The organism is Pseudomonas sp. GW822-FHT02G04, from assembly GCF_058802085.1.
The window spans coordinates 108,312-124,433 of record NZ_JBXANU010000008.1 but is presented as its reverse complement, the minus strand read 5'-3'; the positions used below and the strand labels follow the sequence as shown (position 1 = coordinate 124,433).

The window sequence follows — 16,122 nt, the reverse complement described above, 5'->3', positions numbered from 1 at the left end:
AGACGCGATGTTCAGCAAGCAAGACCAGATCCAGGGTTACGACGATGCACTGCTGGCGGCGATGAATGCCGAGGAGCAACGCCAGGAAGATCACATCGAGCTGATCGCGTCAGAGAACTACACCAGCAAGCGCGTGATGGAAGCGCAAGGCAGTGGCCTGACCAACAAATACGCCGAAGGTTATCCAGGCAAGCGCTACTACGGTGGCTGCGAGCACGTCGACAAAGTCGAAGCGCTGGCCATCGAACGCGCCAAGCAATTGTTCGGCGCCGATTACGCCAACGTCCAGCCGCACTCCGGCTCCTCGGCCAACAGCGCCGTGTACCTGGCCCTGCTGCAAGCCGGCGACACCATCCTGGGCATGAGCCTGGCCCACGGCGGTCACTTGACCCACGGCGCCAAAGTGTCGTCGTCGGGCAAGCTGTACAACGCTGTGCAGTACGGCATCGACACCGACACCGGTCTGATCAACTACGACGAAGTCGAGCGCCTGGCCGTCGAGCACAAACCAAAAATGATCGTTGCCGGTTTCTCGGCCTACTCCAAGACCCTCGATTTCCCACGCTTCCGCCAGATCGCTGACAAGGTCGGTGCCCTGCTGTTCGTCGACATGGCTCACGTCGCCGGTCTGGTCGCTGCTGGCCTGTACCCGAATCCGCTGCCTTACGCCGACGTAGTGACCACCACCACCCACAAGACCCTGCGCGGTCCACGTGGTGGCCTGATCCTGGCCAAGGCCAACGAAGAAATCGAGAAGAAGCTCAACGCCGCGGTGTTCCCTGGTGCCCAGGGCGGCCCGCTGATGCACGTCATCGCCGGTAAAGCAGTGTGCTTCAAGGAAGCACTGGAGCCTGGCTTCAAGGTTTACCAGCAACAAGTGATCGACAACGCCAAGGCAATGGCCGGCGTATTTATCAAACGCGGCTACGATGTAGTGTCCGGCGGTACCGATAACCACCTGTTCCTGGTCAGCCTGATCCGTCAGGGCCTCACCGGTAAAGAGGCGGACGCAGCACTCGGTCGCGCCCACATCACCGTGAACAAGAACGCTGTCCCGAACGATCCGCAGTCGCCGTTCGTGACCTCCGGCCTGCGTATCGGCACCCCGGCGGTGACCACTCGCGGCTTCAAGGTCGCCCAGTGCGTTGAGTTATCCGGCTGGATCTGCGACATCCTCGACAACTTAGGCGACGCCGATGTAGAGGCCAATGTCGCCAAGCATGTGGCAGCCCTGTGCGCGGACTTCCCGGTTTATCGCTGAGCGCGGTTTTGGAGTAAATGACTATGCAACGCTATTCGGGCTTCGGCCTCTTCAAACACTCCCTCAGCCACCATGAAAACTGGCAGCGCATGTGGCGTACGCCGACCCCGAAAAAGGTCTACGACGTAGTCATCGTCGGCGGTGGCGGGCATGGTCTGGCGACCGCCTACTACCTGGCCAAGGAGCACGGCATCACCAACGTGGCCGTGGTCGAGAAAGGCTGGCTGGGCGGCGGTAACACCGCGCGCAACACCACCATCGTGCGTTCCAACTACCTGTGGGACGAGTCGGCGCACTTGTACGAACACGCGATGAAATTGTGGGAAGGCCTGTCCCAGGACCTGAACTACAACGTGATGTTCTCCCAGCGTGGCGTCTACAACCTGTGCCACACCCTGCAGGACATTCGTGATTCCGAGCGTCGGGTCAGCGCCAACCGCCTCAACGGCGTGGACGGCGAACTGCTCGATGCCAAGCAAGTGGCGGACGAGATCCCGTACCTCGACTGCTCCAAGAACACCCGCTACCCGGTGATGGGCGCTACCGTCCAGCGTCGCGGTGGTGTGGCCCGTCACGATGCCGTGGCGTGGGGCTTTGCCCGTGCCGCCGACGCCTTGGGCGTGGACCTGATCCAACAGACCGAAGTGATCGGTTTCCGTAAGGAAAACGGTGTGTGCATCGGTGTTGAAACCAACAAGGGCTTCATCGGCGCCAAGCGCGTCGGTGTGGTGACTGCCGGTAACTCCGGGCACATGGCCAAACTCGCCGGTTTCCGCCTGCCGATCGAATCGCACCCGCTGCAAGCGCTGGTGTCCGAGCCGATCAAGCCGATTATCGACAGCGTGATCATGTCCAACGCCGTACACGGTTACATCAGCCAGTCCGACAAGGGCGACCTGGTGATCGGCGCCGGTATCGACGGCTACAACGGCTACGGCCAGCGTGGTTCGTACCCGGTGATCGAGCACACCATCCAGGCCATCGTCGAGATGTTCCCGGTGCTGTCCCGCGTACGCATGAACCGTCAGTGGGGCGGCATCGTCGACACCACGCCGGATGCCTGCCCGATCATCTCGAAGACTCCGGTACCGAACATGTTCTTCAACTGCGGTTGGGGCACCGGTGGCTTCAAGGCTACACCTGGCTCGGGCAACGTGTTTGCCGCCAGCCTGGCCAAGGGTGAAATGCACCCATTGGCTGCACCATTCTCCATCGACCGCTTCCACAGCGGTGCGTTGATCGACGAACACGGCGCTGCAGCAGTCGCCCACTAACAGGAGAAATCCCTATGTTGCATATCTTCTGTCCTCACTGTGGCGAACTGCGCTCCGAAGAGGAATTCCATGCATCCGGCCAGGCGCACATCCCGCGTCCACTGGATCCGAACAGCTGCACCGACGAGGAGTGGGGCGACTACATGTTCTTCCGCGATAACCCTCGCGGTCTGCACCACGAACTGTGGGATCACGTCGCCGGTTGCCGTCAGTACTTCAACGTGACCCGTGACACCGTGACCTACGAGATTCTCGAAACCTACAAGATCGGCACCAAGCCGCAGTTCACCGACAAGACCGACAGCCCGAAAGCGGCCGCCACGGCTCTGGGAGAGAAGGTATGAGCCAGATCAATCGCCTGTCCAACGGCGGACGCATCGACCGTAACAAAGTGCTGAGCTTCACCTTCAACGGCCAGGTCTACAAAGGCTTTGAAGGCGACTCCCTGGCCGCAGCCTTGCTGGCCAACGGTGTCGACATCGTCGGCCGCAGCTTCAAGTATTCGCGCCCACGCGGCATTTTCGCCGCCGGTGCCGAAGAGCCGAACGCCGTGCTGCAGATCGGTGCGACCGAAGCCACGCAGATCCCGAACGTACGCGCCACGCAACAAGCGCTGTATCAAGGCCTGGTCGCCACCAGCACCAACGGCTGGCCAAGCGTGAACAACGACATGATGGGGATTCTCGGCAAGGTCGGCGGCAAGCTGATGCCACCGGGCTTCTACTACAAAACCTTCATGTACCCGCAATCGTTCTGGATGACTTACGAGAAGTACATTCGTAAGGCAGCAGGTCTTGGCCGTTCGCCGACCGAGAACGATCCGGACACCTACGACTACATGAACCAGCACTGCGACGTGCTGATCGTCGGCGCTGGCCCTGCGGGTCTGGCGGCTGCACTGGCGGCTGCCCGCAGCGGCGCCCGTGTGATCCTGGCCGATGAGCAGGAAGAGTTCGGCGGCAGCCTGCTCGACTCCCGCGAAAGCCTCGATGGCAAACCAGCTACCGAGTGGGTTGCCAGCGTCATCGCCGAGCTGAAAAACACCCCTGACGTGCTGCTGTTGCCGCGCGCCACGGTCAACGGTTACCACGACCATAACTTCCTGACCATTCACGAGCGCCTCACCGATCACCTCGGCGACCGCGCCCCGATCGGCCAGGTGCGTCAGCGCATCCACCGGGTTCGCGCCAAACGTGTGGTGCTGGCGACAGGCAGCCACGAGCGTCCACTGGTTTACGGCAACAACGACGTGCCGGGCAACATGCTCGCCGGCGCTGTGTCGACTTTTGTACGTCGCTACGGCGTGGCGCCGGGCAAGAAGCTGGTGCTGTCGACCAACAACGACCACGCCTACCGCGTTGCCCTGGACTGGCTCGACGCCAGCCTGCAAGTGGTGGCCATCGCCGACGCCCGCAGCAACCCTCGCGGTGCGCTGGTGGAAGAAGCGCGCGCCAAAGGTATTCGCATCCTGACCGGCAGCGCCGTGATCGAGGCCCGTGGCAGCAAGCACGTGACCGCCGCTCGCGTTGCCGCGATTGATGTAAAAGCACACACCGTGACCAGCCCGGGCGAATGGCTCGATTGCGACCTGGTCGCCAGTTCCGGCGGCTACAGCCCGGTGGTTCACCTGGCTTCGCACTTGGGCGGCAAGCCGATCTGGCGTGAAGACATCCTCGGTTTCGTACCGGGCGAAGCACCGCAGAAACGCGTGTGCGTCGGTGGCATCAACGGCGTCTACAGCCTCGGCGATTCGTTGGCCGATGGTTTTGAAGGCGGTGCTCGCGCTGCCAGCGAAGCCGGTTTCGGCAAGGTCGAAGGCGTACTGCCCAAAGCCCTGAGCCGACTCGAAGAGCCGACCCTGGCGCTGTTCCAGGTGCCTCACGAAAAAGCCACTGCCCGTGCGCCGAAGCAATTCGTCGACCTGCAGAACGACGTCACCGCTGCCGCCATCGAACTGGCGACCCGCGAAGGTTTCGAATCGGTCGAGCACGTCAAGCGCTACACCGCACTGGGCTTCGGCACCGATCAGGGCAAGCTCGGCAACGTCAATGGCCTGGCCATTGCCGCCCGTTCGCTGAACGTGACCATCCCGCAGATGGGCACCACCATGTTCCGTCCGAACTACACGCCGGTGACTTTCGGCGCCGTAGCCGGTCGTCACTGTGGGCACATCTTCGAGCCGGTTCGCTTCACCGCGCTGCATCACTGGCACGTGAAGAATGGCGCCGAGTTCGAAGACGTCGGTCAGTGGAAACGTCCTTGGTACTTCCCGAAAAACGGTGAAGACCTGCATGCCGCGGTCAAACGCGAATGCAAAGCCGTGCGCGACAGCGTCGGCCTGCTGGACGCTTCGACCCTGGGCAAGATCGACATCCAGGGCCCGGACTCCCGCGAGTTCCTCAACCGCATCTACACCAACGCCTGGACCAAGCTCGACGTGGGCAAGGCGCGCTACGGCCTGATGTGCAAAGAAGACGGCATGGTGTTCGACGACGGCGTGACTGCATGCCTGGCCGACAACCATTTCGTGATGACCACCACCACCGGCGGCGCTGCGCGCGTGCTGCAATGGCTGGAAATCTACCACCAGACCGAATGGCCAGACCTGAAGGTGTACTTCACTTCCGTGACGGATCACTGGGCAACCATGACCCTGTCCGGGCCGAACAGCCGCAAGCTGCTCAGCGAAGTCACCGACGCCGACCTGAGCAACGAAGCCTTCCCGTTCATGACCTGGAAAGAAGCCCTGGTCGGTGGTGTGCCGGCGCGGATTTTCCGGATTTCGTTTACCGGTGAGCTGTCGTACGAAGTCAACGTGCAGGCCGACTATGCGATGGGCGTGCTGGAAAAAATTGTTGATGCTGGCAAGAAGTACAACCTGACGCCATATGGCACTGAAACCATGCACGTACTGCGGGCCGAGAAGGGCTTCATCATCGTCGGTCAGGACACTGACAGTTCGATGACCCCGGACGACCTGAACATGGGCTGGTGTGTCGGTCGCACCAAACCGTTCTCGTGGATCGGCTGGCGTGGCATGAACCGTGAAGACTGCGTGCGTGATCAGCGCAAACAGCTGGTTGGCCTGAAGCCGATCGATCCGACCAAATGGTTGCCGGAAGGTGCGCAACTGGTGTTCAACACCAAGCAAGCCATCCCGATGACCATGGTGGGCCACGTGACTTCCAGTTACCTGCACAACTCCCTGGGCTATTCGTTTGCCATGGGTGTGGTGAAAGGCGGCTTGAAGCGCATGGGTGAGCGGGTGTTCGCACCGCTGGCCGACGGCAGCGTGATCGAGGCGGAAATCGTTTCTTCGGTGTTCTTCGATCCGAAAGGCGATCGCCAGAACGTGTAATCGATCACCCCCCGCGCCAGGCGCGGGGGGCGACAAAGAATTCAGGACAGGTGCTTTATGACCGCAGCCAATGTTTACCAACAACGCCCAACCACTGGGGCCAAGGCCGAGTCGTCGCTGCATCATGCCGACCTCGCCAGCCTGGTGGGCAAGGGTCGCAAGAACGCCGGCGTGATCGTGCGTGAGAAAAAACTCCTCGGTCACCTGACCATCCGTGGCGATGGCCACGATGCGGCGTTCGCCGCCGGCGTGCACAAGGCGCTTGGCATCGAATTGCCAGGTGCGCTGACCGTGATTATCAAAGGCGAAACCAGCCTGCAATGGATGGGGCCGGATGAATGGCTGCTGATCGTGCCGACCGGTGAAGAATTCGCCGCCGAGAAAAAACTCCGTGAAGCGCTGGGCGACCTGCACATTCAGATCGTCAACGTCAGCGGTGGCCAGCAGATCCTCGAACTCAGCGGCCCGAACGTGCGTCAGGTGCTGATGAAGTCCACCAGCTACGACGTGCACCCCAACAACTTCCCGGTGGGCAAGGCTGTTGGCACGGTGTTCGCCAAATCGCAACTGATGATCCGCCATACCGCCGAAGACACCTGGGAACTGCTGATTCGCCGCAGCTTCTCGGATTACTGGTGGTTGTGGTTGCAGGATGCGGCGGCTGAGTACGGGCTTAGCGTTCAGGCTTGAGATTGATCGTTCCCACGCTCCGCGTGGGAATGCATCCCCGGACGCTCCGCGTCCAGCTCTAAGGCGGTGACGCAGAGCGTCACTGGTGGCATTCCCACGCAGAGCGTGGGAACGATCAGAGGAGAGACACCACTATGAGCCGCGCCCCAGACACATGGATTCTGACCGCCGACTGCCCCAGCGTCCTCGGCACCGTGGATGCGGTGACCCGCTTTCTGTTCGAGCAGGGCTGCTACGTCACCGAGCACCACTCCTTCGATGACCGGCTCTCGGGTCGTTTCTTCATTCGCGTGGAATTTCGGCAACCCGACGGTTTCGACGAACAAGCCTTCCGCGCAGGTCTGGCGGAGCGTGGTGACGCCTTCGGGATGATCTTCGAGCTGACCCCGCCGAACTACCGGCCAAAAGTGGTGATCATGGTTTCCAAGGCCGATCACTGCCTCAACGACTTGCTCTACCGCCAACGCATCGGTCAGTTGTCGATGGACGTGGTCGCCGTGGTCTCCAACCACCCGGACCTCAAGCCGTTGGCCGACTGGCACCAGATTCCGTACTACCATTTTCCGCTGGACCCGAACGACAAACCGTCGCAAGAACGCCAGGTCTGGCAGGTGATTGAAGAGGCCGGCGCCGAACTGGTGATTCTTGCCCGCTACATGCAGGTCCTGTCGCCAGAGCTGTGCCGCAAACTCGATGGCAAGGCGATCAACATTCACCACTCCCTGCTGCCGGGTTTCAAAGGCGCCAAGCCGTATCACCAGGCCTACAACAAAGGCGTGAAACTGGTTGGTGCCACGGCGCACTACATCAACAACGACCTGGACGAAGGCCCGATCATCGCCCAAGGCGTGGAAGCCGTGGATCACAGCCACTATCCCGAAGACTTGATCGCCAAGGGGCGGGATATCGAAGGGCTGACCCTGGCGCGGGCCGTGGGTTATCACATTGAAAGACGCGTGTTCCTTAACGCTAACAGGACAGTTGTTCTCTAGCGTTTTTACTGCCTGAAAAGATCGCCTGCCTCTGTAGACGCTGCCGAAGGCTGCGATCTTTTGATTTATCGAGCAATCAACGCGCCGCCGTTCCCTGGCGACGCGACCGCTACATAAAAACAACAGCGAGGTGAAAGCATGTCTGGTAATCGTGGTGTGGTGTATCTCGGCGCAGGCAAGGTCGAAGTACAGAAAATCGACTATCCCAAAATGCAGGACCCGCGCGGCAGGAAGATCGAGCACGGTGTCATCCTGCGCGTAGTTTCCACCAACATCTGTGGTTCCGATCAGCACATGGTGCGCGGGCGTACCACCGCTCAGACCGGTCTGGTGCTGGGCCACGAGATCACGGGTGAAGTGATCGAGAAGGGCAGCGGTGTCGAGAACCTGCAGATCGGCGACTTGGTGTCGGTACCTTTCAACGTTGCCTGTGGCCGTTGCCGTTCGTGCAAAGAGCAACATACTGGCGTCTGCCTGAGCGTTAACCCGGCGCGTCCGGGCGGTGCCTATGGTTATGTCGACATGGGTGACTGGACCGGTGGCCAGGCCGAATACGCGTTTGTGCCGTATGCCGACTTCAACCTGCTGAAACTTCCAGATCGCGACCGCGCCATGGAAAAAATCCGTGACCTGACCTGCCTCTCCGACATCCTGCCGACCGGTTACCACGGCGCAGTGACTGCCGGCGTTGGCCCTGGCAGTACCGTGTACATCGCCGGCGCCGGCCCGGTTGGCCTGGCAGCTGCCGCTTCCGCTCGCCTGCTGGGCGCTGCGGTGGTGATCATCGGTGACGTCAACCCGATCCGCCTTGCCCACGCCAAGGCTCAGGGTTTCGAAATCGCCGACCTGTCGACAGACACCCCACTGCACGAACAAATCGCTGCACTGTTGGGCGAACCGGAAGTGGACTGCGCCGTCGATGCCGTAGGCTTCGAAGCTCGCGGTCACGGCCATGCCGGCGTGAAGCACGAGGCTCCGGCCACCGTACTGAACTCGCTGATGGGCGTGGTTCGCGTTGCCGGCAAAATCGGTATTCCTGGCCTGTACGTCACCGAAGATCCGGGTGCAGTGGACGCTGCGGCGAAAATGGGCAGCCTGAGCATCCGCTTCGGCCTGGGCTGGGCCAAATCCCACAGCTTCCACACCGGCCAGACGCCAGTGATGAAGTACAACCGCCAGCTGATGCAGGCGATCATGTGGGACCGCATCAAGATTGCCGACATCGTCGGCGTGGAAGTCATCAGCCTGGATGATGCACCACGTGGTTACGGCGAGTTCGATGCAGGCGTGCCGAAGAAGTTTGTGATCGATCCGCACAAGTTGTTTAGTGCGGCGTAAGGCTTGGAGCAAGACGGAAAAAAGGGCGACAGTGATGTCGCCCTTTTTTATGGCGAGTGGCACCAGAGCCAAGGCGCAGCCGGGTCGGTCGTACCGTTCGTCGGTCGCGTCCCAGGGGGCACGTTTCATAGACGCCACCTGGGGATAAATGCCCACGCAAACGAGGAACATGCTGGCGTACATCCGGTCCAATCAGCAGTTTTGCCGCCCCCCCGTTACCGGGCGGTTTTCATGGCACAAGAGGATGTCTGGATGAACGTTTCACGCGGTTTTGCATTGGCATCGCTCATGGCTGTCGCTTCGTTGACGACGCTGGCCGCCAGCCCGGCCTTTGCACAGTTAAGCCTCAGCGATGCGGTCAAGGCGGTGTCATCGATGCAGGACGACGAGGATGTCGAGGGTGTCGAGGCCGATGATGTCGATGGCATCGTGGCGGCGGCGCCCAAGGCGGCCGGTTTGCTCAATACCCTGGGTTCGCAGCTCGACATTACCCCGGAGCAGGCCATCGGCGGTGCCGGTGCGATGCTGGGGCTGGCGCGGAATCAGCTCAGCGGCCAGGACTTCTCCGAACTGAGCAAAAGCGTGCCGGGCCTCGCTCAGATCGCCGGTAACAGCGCGATCAGTGGTCTGACTGGCTTGGGTGGGCTACTTGGTGCGGGTTCAGACAAGAATGCGTTGCTCGATGGTTTGCTGGGTAACGTCAAGGACACCAAGGACCTGAACAGCGCCTTCAGCGCCCTGGGCATGGACACCGGGATGGTCGGCGTGTTTGCCCCGGTGATCCTGCAATACCTCGGTCAGCAAGGCGTTGCCGGTTCGTTGCTGCAAAACCTCGGCGGGATCTGGGGCACAGGCGCCGGTAGCTGAGTCAGCCCTCGGCGCGTAGTGCCTGGATGCGCCGGTCCTTCTCGATCCAGAGCTGGTTGACCCAGTTCTGGATTGTTTCGCGAAACACCGGATCGTTTTCGTAATCGCCTTGCCACAGTGCCGGGTCCAGTTCGCGGGTGTGGATGTCGATGATCACCTTGGGCACGTTGCCACTGAGCAAATCCCAGAACCCCGGGATCTTCTGCTGCGGATACACCACCGTCACATCGAGAATGGCGTCCAGTTGTTCGCCCATCGCCGCCAGCACAAACGCCACGCCGCCCGCCTTTGGCTTGAGCAGGTGGGTGAACGGTGACTGCTGCTGGGCGCTTTTCGCTGCGGTGTAGCGGGTGCCTTCCAGATAATTGACCACCGTCACTGGCTGGCGCTTGTACAACTCGCAGGCTTGTTTGGTGATCTCCAGGTCCTTGCCGGCCAGCTCCGGGTGCCTCTTCAGGAACGCCTTGCTGTAGCGCTTCATGAACGGATAGTCCAACGCCCACCAGGCCAGGCCCAGGAACGGCACCCAGATCAGTTCTTTCTTGAGGAAGAACTTGAAGAACGGCGTGCGTCGGTTAAGTGCCTGGATCAGCGCCGGGATATCGACCCAGGACTGATGGTTACCGATCACCAGATACGAGGTGTCGCCGCGCAGCTCATCGCCGCCGCGAATGTCCCATTGGGTGGGAATGCACAGACGGAAGATCAGCTTGTCGATTTCAGCCCAGGTCTCGGCAATCCACATCACCGCCGCCGAGGCGTAATCGCGAAAGCGCCCGGGCAGGAGCAGTTTGAGCAGTGCGAATACCATCAAGGGCCCGAACAGGACCAGGGTGTTGAGCAATAGCAGCAAGGTAACGAAACAGCCGGTGAGCAGGCGGCGCATAGATAACTCTTGAAGGCGTTTGGGCGCGCCATGATAAGCAGCTTCGGGTGACAGGCCAAATCACCGATGACGAATGTTTCACCTTTTGACCGTTAACCTCCTCGTACCGATCGTTCCCACGCTCCGCGTGGGAATGCAGCCCGGGACGCTCCGCGTCCCCAAAGCGTGACGCAGAGCGTCACATGAGGCATTCCCACGCGGAGCGTGGGAACGATCGTCCAGACAACGGTTCTAAAATCCCGCTGCCCACTCTCCAAGGAAGCCCCTTACGTGAAATCTCTCCTTGCACTGCTTGCCCTCGTAACCCTGCCGGTTCTGGCCGCTGAGCCGACCCTTTACGGGCGTTACGAATACATCGCGCTGCCGGAAATCGGCGGTGAAGTCCTCAAGGCCAAAATGGACACCGGCGCCCTGACCGCATCGCTGTCGGCCAAAGACATCGAAACCTTCACCCGCGACGGCGACGAGTGGGTGCGCTTTCGCCTCGCCACCAAAGGCGCGAGCAACAAGGTCTATGAACACAAGGTCGCGCGTATCAGCAAGATCAAGAACCGTGCCGATGAAGAAGATGAAGACAAGGCCGTGAGCGAAGTGACCAAGCGTCCGGTGGTCGATCTGGAACTGTGCCTGGGCAACGTCAAGCGCACCGTCGAGGTCAACCTCACCGATCGCAGCAGCTTCAACTACCCGTTGCTGATCGGCGCCAAAGCCCTGCGCGAGTTTGGCGCGGCAGTGAACCCGGCGCGTCGCTTTACAGCCGACAAGCCCGACTGCTGATTGACGGCGAATCAGCCTTGGGGCACCGTTCGCCCACTTAACTAGCGGGCTCGGACGCCATGCCTCATATCCTGATTGTCGAAGACGAAGCGGCGATTGCCGATACCCTGATTTTCGCCTTGCAGGGCGAGGGCTTTACCACCACCTGGTTGAGCCTTGGCGCGGCGGCGCTCGAACATCAGCGCGCCACGCCGGCCGACCTGATCATTCTCGATATCGGCCTGCCGGACATCAGCGGCTTCGAGACCTGCAAGCAGTTGCGGCGTTTCAGCGAAGTGCCGGTGATTTTCCTCAGTGCCCGTGACGCTGAGATCGACCGTGTGGTGGGCCTGGAAATCGGCGCCGACGACTACGTGGTCAAGCCGTTCAGCCCTCGGGAAGTGGCGGCGCGGGTCCGGGCGATTCTCAAGCGCATGGCGCCACGACCGGTGGCGGAGGTGACGGGGGTGGCTTCAGCGCTGTTTCGCATCGACGGCGAACGGGTGCAGATCAGCTATCGCAACCAGCCGCTGAGCCTGACTCGCCATGAGTTTCGTTTGCTGCAATGCCTGCTGGAGCAACCTGAGCGAGTCTTCAGCCGCGAGCAATTGCTTGATGCGGTGGGCGTGGCCGCCGATGCCGGTTACGAGCGCAGCATCGACAGCCACATCAAGAGCGTGCGCGCCAAATTGCGCCTGGTGAAGGCCGACGCCGAGCCGATCCAGACTCATCGCGGTCTCGGTTACAGCTACAGCCCGGGGCACAGCTGATGTCACTGGGGATCCGGATTTTTCTGGTCTACGTGCTGTTCATCGGCCTGACCGGTTACTTCGTGCTCAACACCGTGATGGAAGAAATCCGCCCCGGTGTGCGCCAGTCCACCGAAGAAACCCTGGTGGACACCGCCAACCTGATGGCCGAGATCCTGCGTGACGACTTCAAGGCCGGCACCCTCAGCCAGAACCGCTGGCCCGAGTTGCTCAAGGCTTATGGCGAGCGGCAACCGAAGGCGAAAATCTGGGGCCTGTCGAAGAATCAGGTCAATCACCGCATTTACGTCACCGATGCCAAGGGCATTGTGGTGCTGGATTCCAGCGGGATTGCGGTGGGCCAGGACTACTCGCGCTGGAACGACGTCTACCTGACCCTGCGTGGCGAGTACGGCGCGCGTTCGACGCGTAGTAACCCGGATGATTCGAACTCGTCGGTGATGCACGTCGGGGCACCGATTCGCGACAACGGCCAGATCATCGGCGTGGTGACGGTGGCCAAACCCAACAGCTCACTGCAGCCTTACGTCGATCGCACCGAGCGGCGATTGTTGGCATATGGCGCCGGGTTGATCGGCCTCGGTTTGTTGTTCGGTGCACTGTTGTCCTGGTGGCTGAGCGCGGCGCTGCGGCGGTTGACGGCCTATGCCCAGGCCGTCAGTGAAGGCCGCCGGGTCGAGGTGCCGCATTACCGTGGCGGCGAACTGGAACAACTGGCCACGGCGCTGGAGCACATGCGTACCCAACTCGAGGGCAAAGCCTACGTCGAGCGTTATGTACACACCCTGACCCATGAATTGAAAAGCCCGCTGGCGGCGATTCGCGGCGCGGCGGAGCTGCTGCAAGGCGAAATGCCGCCGGCCCAGCAGCAGCGCTTCGTCAGTAACATCGACAGCGAAAGTGCGCGCATGCAGCAGTTGATCGAGCGACTGCTGAACCTGGCGCAGGTTGAACAACGCCAAGGGTTGGAGGAGCGGGTGGCGGTGCCATTGGCGGGCTTGGTGGAAGAACTGTTGAGCGCGCAGGCTGCGCGAATCGAAGGCAGGCAATTGCGTATGGAACGGCAAATTGCAGCGGATCTGAATCTGCTTGGCGAGCCGTTTCTGTTGCGCCAGGCGCTGGGCAATCTGCTGGAGAATGCCTTGGACTTCACCCCAGCTCATGGCGTGCTGCGATTTTGCGCCGAACGAGTCGCAGAGCAGATTGAGTTCAGGCTGTTCAACCAGACCGAAGCGATTCCCGACTATGCGTTGCCACGCTTGAGCGAGCGCTTCTACTCACTGCCGCGTCCGGACAGTGGGCGCAAGAGCACCGGGTTGGGGCTTAACTTCGTTGAGGAAGTGGTCAAGCTGCATGGCGGTGCGATGAGTATCGGTAATGTCGACGGCGGTGTTCAAGTGAGTTTGCGGCTGCCTTCAGGCCGCTGAAGATCGCAGCCTTCGGCAGCTCCTGCGCCGAGCGCAAATTCCACACACTCTCCACATACGCCCCACAAATCTCCCACATACCCAATCCAGACTTTCCCCATCCAAACAGGGAGAGTCCCATGAACCGAAGCCTGACCCTAAAACTCGGGGCAATTGCCCTGCTGATTCTGTTGCTGCTGATCCCGCTACTGATGATCAACGGCGTGATCCAGGAGCGCGAGCAACTGCGTGACGGTGTACTCGAAGACATCGCCCGCAGTTCCAGTTACAGCCAGCAATTGAGCGGCCCGCTGATGGTGGTGCCCTATCGCAAAACGGTGCGCACCTGGAAAACCAACGAAAAAACCAACCAGCGTTATCAGGATGTCGGCGAGGAGCGCGGGCGTTTGTATTTCTTGCCGGAGCGTTTCGAACTCGACGGCCAGGTCCAGACCGAGCTGCGCGCCCGGGGTATCTACGAGGCGCGACTGTTCCATGCCGACAACCGCATCAGCGGGCATTTTTCGGTCCCGGCACAACTGGGCATCAAGGAAGATTTCGCCGACTACCGCTTCGATCAACCGTTCCTCGCTGTCGGCATCAGCGACATTCGCGGCATCGAGAATGCGCTGAAACTCGAACTCAATGGCCAGAAGCTGGATTTTGTACCGGGTAGCCAGGTGGGCTGGCTGGGCGAGGGTGTGCACGTGACGCTGCCGGCGCTGGACACCCAACAGGCCACGGAGCTGGCATTCGGTTTCGACTTGCGTCTGCAAGGCACCGGCCAGTTGCAGATTCTGCCGGTGGGCAAGACCAGCAAGGTGTCACTGGCCGCCAATTGGCCTCATCCCAGCTTCATCGGCAATTACCTGCCGGCCCAGCGGGAAATCACCGATCAGGGCTTTACGGCCAATTGGCAGACGTCGTTTTTCTCCACCAACCTGCAAGAGGCGTTGAACAGTTGCGTGTCGGGTGGTCATTGTGAGGCGTTCAGCGGTCGCAGTTTCGGCGTGAGTTTCATCGACCCGGTGGACCAGTACCTGAAAAGCGACCGGGCAATCAAATACGCGTTGCTGTTCATCGTCCTGACCTTCGCCGGTTTCTTCCTCTTCGAAGTGCTGAAAAGCCTGGCGGTGCACCCGGTGCAGTACGCTTTGGTGGGTGTAGCGCTGGCGTTCTTCTACCTGTTGCTGCTGTCGCTGTCCGAACACATCGGCTTTGCCCTGGCGTATCTGTTGTCGGCGAGTGGCTGTGTGGCGTTGATCGGTTTTTATGTCTGCCATGTGCTGCGCAGCGTGCGTCACGGCTTGAGCTTTTCGGCGGGGTTGGCGGCGTTGTACGGGTTGCTTTACGGCTTGTTGAGCGCCGAGGATTACGCACTGTTGATGGGCTCGCTGCTTTTGTTCGGGCTGCTGGGTGTGTTCATGGTGCTGACCCGCAAGCTGGACTGGTACGGGATCGGGCAGAAAACCGCGAAGCCTTTGGACTTCGATATAGGTGCCATGGAATGAGCCGGTGGTTGGGGTTGCGCGAGGATCAGCGAGTGGGTGAGGTGTTGGCGACGCGGATTGCCGGGTTGTTTGCACAGAGATCAAAAGATCGCAGCCTGCGGCAGCTCCTACAGGAGCACGCGTTCGGCGCAGGAGCTGCCGAAGGCTGCGATCTTCTGAGGCCGGCATGGCCGATCAAAGATCAAACCTTGGGCATCGTCGCGATCATCGAAGGCCGCTGACTCACCTCGAAATACCACTCGGCCAACTTCGGATTTTCCGTGCGCCATTCCAGATCCGGATGGCGCAAATCCAGATAACCCAAGGCACAGGCAACACTGATCGCCGCTACATCGAAATGGCTGGTCAGCTCGGCAATCGCGTCGGCTTCCAGCAGTGCCAGGGCGCGACGAATCTTGTCGCGCTGACCGTCGAGCCATGCGTCCCAATGTTTTTCCGGCGAGCGCAGGGCCACTTCATAGCGAATCATCACGGCGGCATCCATGATCCCGTCTGCCAGAGAAGCCAGGGTCAAGCGCCGCCACCGCGCCGAGCCTTCACGAGGAATCAGCGGATTGCCGACGTGCTGGTGATCGAGGTAATCGAGGATCACCCGGCTGTCGTACAACACATTGCCGTCGGCCAGGCGCAGCGCCGGAATCTTGCCCAACGGGTTGTCTTCGTTGAGAGCCGGATCCGGGCTGACCGGCGTGAGCTGGCTGGCTTGCAGCGCCACGCGGTTCGTTTGACCGGTCTCGTGCAGCAGCACCATGACTTTGCGAACAAAGGGCGACGCGGGGTTGTGGAACAAGGTCATGCTGGGGGCGGACATGTCGGCATCTCGATCATGGACAGTGTCGGGAGCATAGCGCTTTAGTGTTCAAGTGTGGGAGTGAGCCTGTGTGGCGAGGGGGCTTGCCCCCGTTTGAGTGCGTAGCGCTCACAGTATCTTTGGTACATCAGAGACTTTGGGGCTGCTTCGCGGCCCAACGGGGGCAAGCCCCCTCGCCACACAAGCCCGCCCCCCACAGGTT

14 protein-coding genes are annotated in these 16,122 nt (G+C 60.9%); 12 read left to right on the top strand and 2 right to left on the bottom strand.

All coding sequences use genetic code 11. The annotated features are described in order from the left end of the window. The first annotated feature begins 7 nt into the window (after positions 1-7). From AC1RO5_RS13335 to AC1RO5_RS13300, 8 genes are all read left to right on the top strand, one after another. A complete protein-coding gene (locus tag AC1RO5_RS13335; protein WP_493175401.1) occupies positions 8-1,261 on the top strand; it encodes a serine hydroxymethyltransferase in 1,254 nt (417 codons plus the stop codon). A gap of 23 nt (positions 1,262-1,284) precedes the next feature. Then, on the top strand, positions 1,285-2,535 hold the full coding sequence (locus AC1RO5_RS13330) for a sarcosine oxidase subunit beta (RefSeq protein ID WP_007936415.1): 1,251 nt from the start codon (positions 1,285-1,287) through the stop codon (positions 2,533-2,535). Between the two features lie 14 nt (positions 2,536-2,549). Beyond that, a complete protein-coding gene (locus tag AC1RO5_RS13325; protein ID WP_007907563.1) occupies positions 2,550-2,879 on the top strand; it encodes a sarcosine oxidase subunit delta in 330 nt (109 codons plus the stop codon). Further along, a complete protein-coding gene (locus AC1RO5_RS13320; protein ID WP_493175400.1) occupies positions 2,876-5,893 on the top strand; it encodes a sarcosine oxidase subunit alpha in 3,018 nt (1,005 codons plus the stop codon). The genes AC1RO5_RS13325 and AC1RO5_RS13320 overlap by 4 nt, the downstream gene beginning before the upstream one ends. A 57-nt stretch (positions 5,894-5,950) precedes the next feature. After that, positions 5,951-6,583, top strand: coding sequence for a sarcosine oxidase subunit gamma (locus AC1RO5_RS13315; RefSeq protein ID WP_019580687.1), 633 nt, complete (start codon positions 5,951-5,953; stop codon positions 6,581-6,583). A gap of 134 nt (positions 6,584-6,717) precedes the next feature. Next, positions 6,718-7,575, top strand: a complete 858-nt coding sequence (gene purU / locus AC1RO5_RS13310) for a formyltetrahydrofolate deformylase (protein ID WP_007936422.1) — start codon at positions 6,718-6,720, stop codon at positions 7,573-7,575. Positions 7,576-7,713: 138 nt separating this feature from the next. Continuing rightward, positions 7,714-8,913 carry a formaldehyde dehydrogenase, glutathione-independent gene (gene fdhA / locus AC1RO5_RS13305; RefSeq protein WP_008008145.1) on the top strand — a complete coding sequence of 400 codons (1,200 nt, stop codon included), beginning with the start codon at positions 7,714-7,716 and terminating at the stop codon, positions 8,911-8,913. A gap of 252 nt (positions 8,914-9,165) precedes the next feature. Then, complete coding sequence (locus tag AC1RO5_RS13300) at positions 9,166-9,780, top strand: DUF2780 domain-containing protein (RefSeq protein ID WP_493175399.1); 615 nt, start codon at positions 9,166-9,168, stop codon at positions 9,778-9,780. Position 9,781: 1 nt separating this feature from the next. On the opposite strand, the gene yihG is transcribed toward AC1RO5_RS13300, so the two are convergent. Next, positions 9,782-10,666, bottom strand: coding sequence for a 1-acylglycerol-3-phosphate O-acyltransferase, YihG family (gene yihG / locus AC1RO5_RS13295; RefSeq protein WP_493175398.1), 885 nt, complete (start codon positions 10,664-10,666; stop codon positions 9,782-9,784). A gap of 270 nt (positions 10,667-10,936) precedes the next feature. Here yihG and rloA2 point away from each other — a divergent pair, with 270 nt between their 5' ends. The 4 genes from rloA2 (at position 10,937) to creD (ending at position 15,109) form a co-directional block, all read left to right on the top strand. Further along, positions 10,937-11,443 carry a retropepsin-like aspartic peptidase RloA2 gene (rloA2, locus tag AC1RO5_RS13290; RefSeq protein WP_018928803.1) on the top strand — a complete coding sequence of 169 codons (507 nt, stop codon included), beginning with the start codon at positions 10,937-10,939 and terminating at the stop codon, positions 11,441-11,443. A gap of 59 nt (positions 11,444-11,502) precedes the next feature. Next, on the top strand, positions 11,503-12,192 hold the full coding sequence (gene creB, locus AC1RO5_RS13285) for a two-component system response regulator CreB (RefSeq protein ID WP_493175397.1): 690 nt from the start codon (positions 11,503-11,505) through the stop codon (positions 12,190-12,192). Beyond that, positions 12,192-13,619: a two-component system sensor histidine kinase CreC gene (creC, locus tag AC1RO5_RS13280; RefSeq protein WP_493175396.1), complete on the top strand. Its 1,428-nt coding sequence runs from the start codon at positions 12,192-12,194 to the stop codon at positions 13,617-13,619. The genes creB and creC overlap by 1 nt, the downstream gene beginning before the upstream one ends. A 119-nt stretch (positions 13,620-13,738) precedes the next feature. Then, complete coding sequence (gene creD, locus AC1RO5_RS13275) at positions 13,739-15,109, top strand: cell envelope integrity protein CreD (RefSeq protein WP_493175394.1); 1,371 nt, start codon at positions 13,739-13,741, stop codon at positions 15,107-15,109. Between the two features lie 181 nt (positions 15,110-15,290). Here the strand turns inward: creD and AC1RO5_RS13270 are convergent, their stop codons facing one another. Continuing rightward, complete coding sequence (locus AC1RO5_RS13270) at positions 15,291-15,920, bottom strand: glutathione S-transferase (RefSeq protein ID WP_493175390.1); 630 nt, start codon at positions 15,918-15,920, stop codon at positions 15,291-15,293. Positions 15,921-16,122: the final 202 nt, after the last annotated feature.

What these genes read in the sequence shown, in the direction of transcription:
- AC1RO5_RS13270 (WP_493175390.1), bottom strand. Translation starts at nt 15,920, where the DNA reads ATGTCCGCCCCCAGCATGACCTTGTTCCACAACCCCGCGTCGCCCTTT.
- AC1RO5_RS13330 (WP_007936415.1), top strand. Translation starts at nt 1,285, where the DNA reads ATGCAACGCTATTCGGGCTTCGGCCTCTTCAAACACTCCCTCAGCCAC.
- AC1RO5_RS13315 (WP_019580687.1), top strand. Translation starts at nt 5,951, where the DNA reads ATGACCGCAGCCAATGTTTACCAACAACGCCCAACCACTGGGGCCAAG.
- AC1RO5_RS13320 (WP_493175400.1), top strand. Translation starts at nt 2,876, where the DNA reads ATGAGCCAGATCAATCGCCTGTCCAACGGCGGACGCATCGACCGTAAC.
- AC1RO5_RS13300 (WP_493175399.1), top strand. Translation starts at nt 9,166, where the DNA reads ATGAACGTTTCACGCGGTTTTGCATTGGCATCGCTCATGGCTGTCGCT.
- creD (WP_493175394.1), top strand. Translation starts at nt 13,739, where the DNA reads ATGAACCGAAGCCTGACCCTAAAACTCGGGGCAATTGCCCTGCTGATT.
- AC1RO5_RS13325 (WP_007907563.1), top strand. Translation starts at nt 2,550, where the DNA reads ATGTTGCATATCTTCTGTCCTCACTGTGGCGAACTGCGCTCCGAAGAG.
- purU (WP_007936422.1), top strand. Translation starts at nt 6,718, where the DNA reads ATGAGCCGCGCCCCAGACACATGGATTCTGACCGCCGACTGCCCCAGC.
- yihG (WP_493175398.1), bottom strand. Translation starts at nt 10,666, where the DNA reads ATGCGCCGCCTGCTCACCGGCTGTTTCGTTACCTTGCTGCTATTGCTC.
- creC (WP_493175396.1), top strand. Translation starts at nt 12,192, where the DNA reads ATGTCACTGGGGATCCGGATTTTTCTGGTCTACGTGCTGTTCATCGGC.
- creB (WP_493175397.1), top strand. Translation starts at nt 11,503, where the DNA reads ATGCCTCATATCCTGATTGTCGAAGACGAAGCGGCGATTGCCGATACC.
- AC1RO5_RS13335 (WP_493175401.1), top strand. Translation starts at nt 8, where the DNA reads ATGTTCAGCAAGCAAGACCAGATCCAGGGTTACGACGATGCACTGCTG.
- fdhA (WP_008008145.1), top strand. Translation starts at nt 7,714, where the DNA reads ATGTCTGGTAATCGTGGTGTGGTGTATCTCGGCGCAGGCAAGGTCGAA.